The organism is Pseudomonas sp. FW305-28 (assembly GCF_017351395.1).
Lineage (GTDB): Bacteria > Pseudomonadota > Gammaproteobacteria > Pseudomonadales > Pseudomonadaceae > Aquipseudomonas > Aquipseudomonas fluorescens_AA.
In genome coordinates this window covers 1-11,892 of record NZ_JACNDD010000186.1, presented here as the reverse complement: position 1 = coordinate 11,892, position 11,892 = coordinate 1, and the positions used below count along the sequence as shown (strand labels likewise).

Genomic DNA, 11,892 nt, shown 5'->3' with positions numbered 1-11,892 from the left:
GTTGTGGGCCGAGGTCCTCGGCGTGCCGCGAGTCGGTCGGCAGGACAACTTCTTCGCCCTCGGCGGGCATTCGTTACTGGCGGTGCAGATGGTCGAGCAGTTGCGGGCCGAAGGCTGGCAGTTGGACGTGGGGACCTTGTTCAGCGCGGCGAACCTGCTCAATCTCGCATTGCTGCTGGAGAACCCGCTGGGTCCGGCCAAATCACAGGCACTGCCTGAGGCATCCGCCATCGCGCCGGACTGCAAACGCATCACCCCGGCCATGCTGCCGTTGCTCAACCTGCCACAGTCTCAGGTCGACCTGATCGTGACGGCGGTGGAAGGCGGCGCCGCCAACGTGCAGGACATCTACCCCCTGGCGCCCCTGCAGGAAGGCTTGCTGTTCCAGCACCTGCTGCAACCGACCGACGACGCCTACCTGTTACGCGCGACGCTGGCCTTCGACAGCCGCCCACTGCTGGACGCCTTCATCGCCGCCTTCGATCAGGTGATCGCCCGCCATGACATCCTGCGCAGCGCCGTGCTCTGGGAAGGCCTGGACGAGCCGGTGCAAGTGGTCTGGCGCGAGGCGCCCCTGCCGGTGGTCTGGCTGGCGGCATGCGACGCCTTCGCCGAACAGCCCCTGGACATCCGCCGCGCGCCCCTGGCCCAGGCCTACGTGCGCTTCGACATGCCCAGCGGCCAATGGCAGTTGCAGTTGGTCCACCACCACCTGGCCATCGACCACGCCACCCTGGCGCTGTTGTTCGGCGAAGTCCGCACCTTGATGCAAGATCCGGAGCATCCGCTGCCTCCGACCGTGGCGTTTCGCCGGTTCGTCGCCCAGGCCCGCGAGCACCGGCGCCAGGCCAGCGCCGAGGCCTATTTCCAGCGGCTGCTCGGCACGCTCGACGAACCGACCCTGCCCTACGCGCTGCACGACATCCAGGGTTCCGGCCGCGACAACCGTGAGGCCCAGCGCTCACTCGACCCCGCCCTGGCCCGCCGCCTGCGGCAACTGGCCAAGACCCAGGCGGTGGGCGTCGCGAGCCTGTTCCACTTGGCCTGGGCCATGGTGGTGGGCAAGGCCAGCGGCCGCGACGACGTGGTCTTCGGCACGGTGCTGTTCGGCCGCTTCAGTGCCGGCCAGCAGGTGGAGCAGGCCCTGGGGCTGTTCATCAATACCCTGCCCCTGCGCATCGACCTCGACATGCCTCTGTATAGCGCCTTGCGCCAGACCCATGGACGACTGACCGAACTGCTCGCCCATGAACACGCGCCGCTGGCCCTGGCCCAACGTTGCACGGCGCTGCCCACCCAGACAGCGTTGTTCTCAGCGCTGCTGAACTTTCGCCACAGCCAGGCACAACGCTCGGCCCGCCCAGAGTTCGACCTGCCCGGGGTGCGCCTGCTGGGCAGCGAGGAGCGCAGCAACTACCCGTTCTGCCTGTCCATCGATGACCTCGGCGAAGGCTTTGCCCTGACCGGACAGGTCCATCGTTCAGTCTGCGTCGACGCGGTCCTTGCGCAAATGATTCGGGCCCTGGAGGTGGTTGCACAGGCCCTGGAAACCGCACCGGCCACCCGTGCCTGTGCCTTGGACATCCTACCTCGTGAGCAACGCCAGCAACTGCTGGAAGGGTTCAACGCCACACGGCAGGCGCATCCACGGGACACCCTGCTGCACCAGCCCTTCGAGCGGCGGGCGGCATTGCATCCCGACGCCGTGGCGGCGCAGTTCGAAACGCCCGCGGGAGCCCAGCTCAGCTACGCCCAGCTCAATCAGCAGGCGAACCAGTTGGCCCACGCCCTGCTGACGGCCGGGGTGCGCCCCGATGACCGGGTAGCGATCAGCCTGCAACGTGGTCCAGACCTGTTGGTCGCCCTGCTCGCCACCTTGAAGGCCGGCGCGGCCTACGTACCGCTGGACCCCAACTACCCGCCGGCGCGTCTTGCGCACATGCTCGAAGACTGCGCGCCCCGGCTGGTCCTGAGCAGCCAGGCCGTGGCCAGTGGGTTACCGGCCACGGCGGTCGAATGCTGGCGCCTGGATGCCGCGCAGTTGCGGGACCGGTTGGCGACCCTGCCCACGGAAAACCCCAGGGTTGCGGACCTGGGCCCAGCGCACCTGGCCTACGTCATCTACACCTCGGGCTCCACCGGCCTACCCAAGGGCGTGATGATCGAGCACCGCAACGCCTGCAACTTGCTGCATTGGGCGCTACGCAGCTTCGACGCCGAGGAATGGCGCCGCAGCCTGTTCGCCACGTCGATCAACTTCGACCTGGCGGTCTTCGAATGCTTCGTCCCTCTCGCCGCCGGCGCGACCCTGCACCTGGTGGAGAACGCCCTGGCGTTGGTGGCCCGCCCCTGCCCGGTGTCGCTGATCAACAGCGTACCCTCGGCGGTGGAAGAACTGCTCAGGGTCGGCGCCGTCCCGGACAGCACCCGGGTGGTCAACCTGGCGGGCGAACCGCTCAAGCCGCGACTGGTGGAACAATTGTTCGCCCACAGCACGACGCAACGGGTCTGCAATCTCTATGGGCCAACGGAAACCACCACCTATTCCACCTGGCTGTCGATGGACCGTGCCGGGGGCTACCGGCCCGGCATCGGCCGGCCCCTGGACAACACCCGTGTGTACCTGCTCGACCGTCATCGCCAGCCGGTGCCGTTGGGCGTGGCCGGTGAGATCTACATCGGCGGCGCAGGCGTGGCGCGGGGTTATCTCAATCGTGCCGAGCTGACCCAAGAACGCTTTTTGTCCGACCCCTTCGTCGACGATCCCCAGGCGCGCATGTACCGCACCGGTGACCTGGGGCGCTGGCGAGCCGATGGTTCGCTGGATTACCTGGGACGCAACGACTTCCAGGTCAAGGTACGCGGGTTCCGCATCGAACTCGGGGAGATCGAAACGCAGTTGCTGGGCATGCCGGCGGTGCGCGAAGCGGTGGTGCTGGCGCAGCCTGGCCCTGCCGGTGATCCGCGGTTGGTGGCCTATCTGATAGCGCAGGTCTCGACCACGCCCGTTCCGGACCTGGCTGAAGTACGCGCCTATCTGGAAAGTCGCTTGCCGGACTATATGCTGCCCAGCGCCTGCGTCGCCCTGCAGGAGTTGCCACTGACGCCCAACGGCAAACTTGATCGCCAGGCCCTGCCGCTGCCCGAGGCACAGGCCAGCAGTGCCGCCAGGCAGGCGCCGCAAGGGGACACCGAACGGCGGCTGGCGGCCATCTGGACCCAGGTGCTGGGCGTCTCGGAAATCAGCCGTGACGACGACTTCTTCAGCCTTGGTGGGCATTCGTTGCTGGCGGTGCAATTACTCGAACAGTTGCGTCGCAATGGCTGGGACCTGGACATACGCAGCGTGTTCGAACGCTCGACACTGGCCGCCCAGGCCCTGCGCCTGGAAAACCTGGCCAGCGTTCCGGCGCCGGCACCAAGCGTAAGCGCCATCCCGACCCCGTGCGCCCGCATCAGCCCGCAGATGCTGGATCTGGTGACCCTTCCCCAGGCACAGATCGACCTGATCGCGGCGCGAGTGCCCGGCGGCGCCGGCAATATCCAGGACATTTATCCATTGGGCCCCTTGCAGGAGGGCATGCTCTATCACCACCGCGCCCAGCGCGAGGGCGATCGATATGTGCTGCGCAGCCTGCTGGCCTTTACCGACGAGGCGCGCCTGCAACGTTTCTGCGCGGCGCTGGGCCAGGTCATCGGCCGGCACGACGCGCTGCGCACCCTGGTGCTCTGGGAGGACCTGGAGGAACCTGTGCAGGTGGTGCTGCGGCAGGTCGCGTTCACGCCTCGGCGCCTGGCGCTGGAGGATGACGATATCGCGGCGCGGCTACAGGCCAGTGCCGACCCGCGCCACTACCGCCTCGACCTGCGACAGGCCCCGCTGATCGAGGCCCGGGTGGCCTTTGACCCGGCGCAGGAACGCTGGCTGTTGCTGCTGTTGCATCACCACGTGGTGGTCGATCACACCTCCCTGGAATTGATGATCGAAGAGATCGCCCTGATCGAGAGCGGACGCCCGGCGGACCTGCCGCCGCCCACCAGCACCCGAGCCTTGGTGGCCCAGGCCCGGCGACCAGAAGCGGTGGCCGCCGCCCGCGCTTTTTTCAGCGAGCAGTTGGGCGATCTGGATGAACCCACCCTGCCCTTCGACCTTGACCTGCAAACCGATCCCCGCTGGCAGGCCCTGGAACACCAGCAGCCGCTGGCGCCGGAGCTGGCGCGCAGCCTGCGTCGCCAGGCCGAAGCCCACGGGGTGAGCCCGGCGAGTGTCTGCCACCTGGCCTGGGCCCTGGTGCTGGGGCGCCTGAGTGGGCGCGACGATGTGGTCTTTGGCACGGTACTGTTCGGCCGCCTGCAGGCCGGCGCCCACGCCGACCGGACCTTGGGCCTGTTCATCAACACCCTTCCACTGCGGGTACGCCTGGACGGCGGCGTCCACGCCATCCTGCGGCAGGTCCAGGACACCCTCAACGGTCTGCTCTGCCACGAGCAGACCCCGCTGGCCCTGGCCCAGCGTTGCAGCGCGGTAGCGCCGGGGACGGCGTTGTTCAGCGCCTTGTTCAATTACCGCTACAGCCATGCCGGCCAGGCCAATGTGCACCAGGCCATGCCCGGCATGACCCTGCTGCACAGCGAGGAGCGAACCCATTACCCCTTCAACCTGGCGGTGGACGATCTGGGCGAAGGTTTCCAGCTGACCGCCCAGACCCACCCCGACCATGCGCCGGAACGGCTGCTGGGCTTCATGCTGACGGCCCTGCACGCCCTGGTGGAAGCGCTGGAACAGACCGACGATGGGCACATCCAGTCATTGGACGTATTACCCACCGCCGAGCAGGCACGGTTGAATCGCCTCAACCCAGTGCTGTCCGTGTCAGCGCCCGACGGCACCCTGCACGGGCGCTTCGCCGAGCAGGCCGCCCGCCGCCCCGACGCCCTTGCGCTGATCGACGAGCATCGCCAACTGAGCTTTCGACAGCTCGACGAACAGGCCAACCGCCTGGCCCATCACCTGCTGGACCAGGGCGTACGGCCCGGGCAACGGGTCGCGGTATGCCTGGACCGCGAAGCGCACCTGGCGATCGCCTTGCTGGCGGTGTGGAAAGCCGGCTGCGCCTATGTGCCGCTGGACCCTGATTATCCGGCTCCGCGGCTGGCCTTCATGCTGCAAGACAGCGCTCCGGCGGCGCTGCTCACCCAGGAGCGAGTGCGCGAGGGGCTGCCGACATTCGACGCCGGGCCGCTGATCTGCCTGGATGCCGTTGGTGCTGCCTGGCAGCAGGCCGCAACCGACGATCCGGACATCGGCACCCAGCCCAGCGACCTCGCCTATCTGATCTATACCTCAGGCTCCACCGGCCAGCCCAAGGGCGTCATGGTCGAGCACCGCTCGGTGCTCAACCTCTGGGCCGGGTTGCACCAGCGTCTGGCTGACCTGCCGGCCGGTACGCGCTGCTCGCTCAACGCCTCGGTGGCCTTCGACGCCTCGGTCCAGCAGTTGTGTCAGTGGCTGAGCGGCCACTGCCTGGTGTTGATTCCAAAACGCGTGCGCCTGGACGCGGCGGCCCTGCTCGATTACCTGCAGAGCCAGCAGGTAACCCTATTCGACTGCACCCCGACCCAGTTGCAGGCGCTACTCAAGCATCGCCAGACGCTGGCCCTGCCCCAGCCGTTGCCCCGCCGCCTGCTGCTCGGCGGCGAGGCCGTCCCCGCAGAGCTCTGGCAGCAACTGGCCGGCGAACCCGGCGTGCGGGTGCTGAACGTCTACGGCCCGACCGAATGCACGGTCGACACCACCAGCGCCTGGCTGGATCAGCATCCGCTGCCCAGCCTTGGCCAGCCCCTGCCCAATACTCAGGTGCACGTGCTCGATCATCATGATCGGCGCGCACCGCTGGGGGTGGTGGGTGAAATCCACATTGGCGGCCAAGGCCTGGCCCGTGGCTACTGGCAGCGCGAGGCGCTAACCCGGGAGCGGTTCATCGCCGACCCGTTCTCGCTCCAGCCCGGCACGCGGCTGTACCGCACCGGCGACCTCGGTCGCTGGGAGCTTGATGGCAGCCTCAGCTACCTTGGCCGCACCGACTTCCAGGTGAAGATCCATGGGCACCGCATCGAGCTGGGGGAAATCGAAAGCCATCTGTTGGCGCTGCCCGGTGTTCGGCAAGCGGTGGTGGTCGGTCGTCCCGATCGCCATGGGGTGGCCCGACTGATCGCGTACCTGTTGGGCGACGCGCCACCGACGCCGGCACAGGCGCGGACGGCCCTGGGCGAACGCTTGCCCGAGTCGATGCTGCCCAGCGCCTATGTGCGCCTGGATAGCCTGCCGTTGACTGCCAACGGCAAGCTCGACCGCAATGCCCTGCCCGAACCCGACGCCCAGGCGTACGTGCAAACCCGTTACGAAGCCCCCCAAGGCGACATCGAAATAGCCCTGGCGGCCATCTGGTGCGAGCTGCTGAACGTCGAGCGGGTCAGCCGGCACGACAATTTCTTCGCCCTCGGCGGCCACTCGCTGATTGCCATGGGGCTGGTGGAGCGCATGCGCCAGCACCACCTGCGGGTCGACATCAGCCAATTGTTCACCGCACCGACCCTTGCCGGTCTGGCCGCGGCCACTACTCCATTGAAGGAACTGCTCCTGTGACTGCGGATCAATTGCTGGCTCTGCTCAAACACCGCGGCGTGACCCTGTCGTTGCGCGGCGACCAACTCTCGGTGGTGGCCGACGATGAAGTGCTGGCCGACCAGGAGTTGATCGCCCTCCTGCGCAGCCACAAGCCGGCGCTGATCGAAGCCCTGCGCCAGCCCGCGGCGCAGCCCGCCGGCACCAGCGGACTGCCGGCGGGTACCACCGCCATCACCCCGGCGCTGCTCGAGCTCTGCCAGCTCGACGCGGCTCAGATCGAGGGCATCGTCGCCAGCGTTCCGGGCGGTGCCGCCAATATCCAGGACATCTACCCGCTGGTGCCCCTGCAGGCCGGCATCCTCTTCCACCACCTGCTCCAGGAGCGCGGCGATACCTACCTGCTGCACGTGCTACTGGCCTTCGATGACGAACCGCGCCTGCGCCGCTTCATGGACGCTCTCAACCAGGCCATCGCCCGCCACGACATCCTGCGCACCGCGCTGGCCTGGGAAGGTCTCGACGCGCCGGTCCAGGTGGTGTGGCGTCAGGCCCCGCTGACGCTGGAACTGTTCAGCCCGCCCGCGGGCGACGTGGCCACCGCGCTGCGCGCCTGGACCGATCCCAGGGAGCATCGGCTGGATCTGCGCCAGGCACCCCTGATGCGCGCGGTGGCCGCAGCGGATCCGGCAAACGGTCGCTGGCTGCTGCAACTGCTGCACCACCATGCGGTGATGGACCATACATCGCTGGAGCGGCTGGTGAGCGAGGTCGCGGCGATCCAGCAGGGCCGCCTGGCCGACTTGCAACCGCCACGCCCGTTCCGTGATTTCGTGGTGCGCGCCCGCCAGGGCCTGAGCGAAGCGCAGCACGCGGCATTCTTCACCGAGCTGCTTGGCGATATCGACGAGCCCACCGCGCCCTGCGGGCTGCTCGATGTGCGCGGCGACGGCAGCCAGGTGCAGACCCTGGAAGCGCCGCTGGCGCTGGATCTGAGCCGGCGCATCCGCGAACTGTCGCGCCGCCTGGAAGTCAGCAGCGCCAGCCTGTTCCATCTGGCCTGGGCCCTGGTGCTGGGCAAGACCAGCGGCCGTGACGATGTGGTGTTCGGCACGGTGATGTTCGGTCGCCTGCTGGGCGCCGCCGAAGCAGCCACCGCCATGGGCCTGTTCATCAATACGTTGCCGTTGCGGGTGCGCCTGGCGGTGCCGGTGAGGCAGGCGCTGCGCGACACCCATGGGTTACTCAGCCGGTTGATCGCCCATGAGCACGCGCCCTTGGGCCTGGCCCAACGCTGCAGCGCGCTGCCCAACGGCACGGCGCTGTTCTCGGCGCTGCTCAACTACCGGCACAGCACGGCCCAGGGGCCTGCCCCGGTGCTCGATGGCATGCAGGTTCTGGGTGGTGAGGAACGCACCAACTATCCCTTCAACCTGTCGGTCGACGATCTGGGCGATGGGTTTTCGCTGAGCCTGCAAATCGATCCCCTGGTGGGCGCGGCCCCGGTGCTTGGCTGGCTGCAAACGGCCCTGGATAACCTGCTCGACGCGCTGGAAGACTCACCCCAGCGCCTGGCCTGCCATCTTTCGATACTCCCGGCGGCGGAGCGTGAGCAACTGCTGCGCACGTTCAACGCTACTGCCCGGCCGCTGCCCGAGCGGGACCTGTTGCACCTGGCCCTGGAACGTCAGGCCGAACACCAGCCCCAGGCCATCGCCGCGCGTTTCGACGCGGCCGATGGCGCCAGTCCGTTGACCTATGGAGCGCTCAACGCCCAGGCCAATCGCCTTGCCCACCTGTTGCTGGGCGCCGGCGTGCAGCCGGACAGCCGGGTAGCGATCTGCCTGGAGCGTGGCCCGCATCTGCTGGTCGCCCTGCTCGGCATCCTCAAGGCCGGCGCGGCCTATGTGCCGCTGGACCCGGCGTACCCGCGCGAGCGGCTGTCGCACATGCTCGAAGACAGCGCGCCCCAGGCGTTGCTGACGACCACCGCACTGCAAGCCAGCGTGACGGCGCCGGCGGGTTGCACCGCCCTGTGCCTGGATGATCCGCAGACCCAGGCCCGTCTGGCCGAGCAGCCGGCCGACAACCCGGACCCGGCGCGCCTGGGCCTGACTGGCGCGCACCTGGCCTACGTGATCTATACGTCGGGTTCCACCGGCCTGCCCAAGGGCGTGATGATCGAGCACCGCAATGCTTGCAACCTGTTGCACTGGGCGCTGCGCACCTTCAATGCCGAAAGCCTGCAAGACAGCCTGTTCGCCACCTCGATCAACTTCGACCTGGCGGTCTTCGAGTATTTCGTGCCCTTGGCCGCCGGTGCGACCCTGCACCTGGCCACCAATGCCCTGGCCCTGCTCGACCGTCCGGTGCCAGTCACCCTGATCAACAGCGTGCCCTCGGCGCTCGATGCGCTGGTGGGGGCCGCGGCGATCCCGGCCTCGACGCGAGTGGTCAACCTGGCCGGCGAACCACTCAAGCAGGGCCTGGTGCAAAGGATCTTCGACCACAGTGACGTGCAGCGCCTGTGCAACCTGTATGGACCATCGGAAACCACCACCTACTCGACCTGGGTCTCGATGGACCGCGCCGAAGGCTTTGTGCCGGGCATCGGTCGACCGCTGGACAACACCCAGGTCTACCTGCTCGATGCGCACCGGCAACTGGTGCCCCATGGCGTGGTGGGCGAGCTGTACATCGGCGGCGCCGGTGTCGCTCGGGGTTACCTGAACCGGCCGGCGCTGACCGAGGAACGTTTCCTCCCGGACCCGTTCGCAGCCCAGCCCGGCGCGCGGATGTACCGCACCGGCGACCTTGGTCGTTGGACCTTGGATGGGCAGTTGCTCTATTTGGGGCGCAACGACTTCCAGGTCAAGGTGCGCGGCTATCGTATCGAACTGGGCGAGATCGAAAGCGCCCTGGCGCGTGTTCCGGGGGTGCAGCACGCGGTGGTCGTGGCTCGTCAGGAGCCAAGCGGCGATGCGCGGCTGGTGGCGTATTGGGTGGCCCGGCCGGAAGCGGCGCCTGACGAGGCGATACTGCGCGACGCCCTGGCGGCGGTACTGCCCGAGTACATGCAACCCAGCGCCTACGTGGCCCTGCCCGTCCTGCCACTGACGCCCAACGGCAAGCTCGATCGCAGCGCGCTGCCGGCACCGGAACAGGCCGCCAGCGGACACTTCGAAGCGCCCATGGGGCCGCTGGAAAACCAACTGGCGACGATCTGGGGGCGCCTGTTGGGCCGGCCACGGATCGGCCGCGACGAGCATTTTTTCCAGGCCGGTGGCCACTCTCTGCTGGCGGTGCAATTGGTCTCCCAACTGCGTCAGCAATTGCGCGTCGAACTGCCCTTGGCCAATGTGTTCGATCACCCGACGCTGCAACGCCAGGCACGGGCCATCGAAGCCCTGGGCGCGGCCGGGCTCCACGGCGCGGCGCCGATCCCGGCTGGCCCACGGCCGGCGCGGCTGCCGTTGTCGTTTGCCCAACAACGCCTATGGTTCATCGCGCACCTGGATGCCCAGGCCAGCGCGGCCTACCACATGGCCGGAGGCCTGCGGCTGCGCGGCGAGCTGAATGAAGCGGCCCTGGGCGCCGCGCTGGCGCGCATCGTCGAGCGGCACGAAGCCTTGCGCAGCCGTTTTGTGTCCGACGGTGGCGAGCCGTGTCAGGTGGTGGATCCTGGGCATTCGCTGCTGATGCCATGCCTTGACCTGCGGGATCAGTCGCCAGCCCAGTTGCAGGCCCATTACACCGCTGAAGCCCAGGCGCCTTTCGATCTGGCCAGCGGCCCGCTGTTTCGCACCCGCCTGTTGCGCCTGGCCGAGCAGGAACACGTCCTGCTGGTGACCTTGCACCACATTGTCGGCGACGCCTGGTCCCTGGGCGTGCTGACCCGAGAGTTGAGCGAGCTGTACCGGGCTTTCAGCCGGGGGCAAGCCGATCCGTTGCCACCGCTGGCCATCCAGTACGCCGACTACGCCCTGTGGCAACGCTCCCCACGCCAGGCGCAACGCATCGCTGAGCAACTGAACTACTGGCGCACCCAACTGGCCGACGCGCCCCCTTCGTTGAACCTGGCCCTGGACCGGCCGCGCCCGGCCCGACAGGACTTCACCGGAGCCAGCCTGGAGCTGAGCATCGACGCCGCACTGGTGCGGTCCCTCAAGCACTTGAACGAACGCCACGGCACGACGTTGTTCATGACCGTGCTGGCCGCCTGGTCAGTGGTCCTTGGCCGGTTGTCGGGTCAGGATGACCTGGTCATCGGCTCGGTGCTGGCGAATCGCACCCGTGCCGAGGTCGAGCCGCTGATCGGCTTCTTCGTCAACACCCAGGCGTTGCGGGTGCGCCTCGACCGGGTCAGCCAGGTCGGCGAGCTGCTGGCCCAGGTACGGCGCACCGCGCTGGATGCCCAGGCCCATCAGGAGCTGGCTTTCGAGCAATTGGTGGAAGCCTTGAACCCGTCGCGTTCGTTGGCTCACAGTCCGATCTTCCAGGTCATGCTGGCCTGGCAGAATGCTCCGCAGCCGAGCCTGGCCCTGGGCGACCTGGAAGTGACCCCGCTGTCCACCGATGAGGACAGCGCCAAGTTCGACCTGACCCTGAACCTGTATGAGCGCGATGGCGCGATCGGCGGTCGGCTGACCTACGCCACGGCGCTGTTCGACCCCGGCACCGTGGAGCGTCACTGGCAGGCGCTGTGCGCCACGTTGCAGGCGATGGCCGAGAACGACCAGTTGCCGCTCCAGGCGCTGTCGATCCTCGGCGCGGACGAACGTCGGCAGGTGCTCCACGGATTCAATGAAACCACCCGCGATTACCCTGCCGACGAGCCCCTGCACCGTCTGTTCGAGGCCCAGGCCCAGCGCCGGCCCGACGCCACCGCGGTGCAGGACGGCGACCACTTGCTCAGTTACCGCCAGCTCGACCAACAGGCCGAGCAGCTGGCGCACTGGTTGGCCGAGCACGGCGTCACCCCGGGCGCCCGGGTCGCCCTGAGCCTTGCGCGCGGCCCGCGCTTGGTCACGGCGGTCCTGGCGATCCTGAAAAACGGCGCGACCTACGTGCCCATCGACACCGCCACCCCGCCGCAGCGTCAACGCGCGTTGCTGGACGACTGTGCCAGCGCCTGGCTGCTCTGTGAAAACCCGGACGCGCCGGTGCAAGGTACCGGCTACCAGATCTTGTGCCCTTGGGATCGCCTTGCGACCGCGGACGACCCCACCCCGCCGCGTCAGCCTGTCACAGTGTCGAGCGAAGCACCG

At 68.1% G+C, this 11,892-nt stretch carries 2 protein-coding genes; both read left to right on the top strand.

Annotated elements, in window-relative coordinates:
* Position 1 precedes the first annotated feature (1 nt).
* Positions 2-6,646, top strand: a complete 6,645-nt coding sequence (locus J4E53_RS27475) for a non-ribosomal peptide synthetase (protein WP_259333254.1) — start codon at positions 2-4, stop codon at positions 6,644-6,646.
* The coding region (locus tag J4E53_RS27470; RefSeq protein ID WP_207268229.1) for a non-ribosomal peptide synthetase at positions 6,643-11,892 on the top strand (5,250 nt) is incomplete at its 3' end. The genes J4E53_RS27475 and J4E53_RS27470, both read left to right, overlap by 4 nt.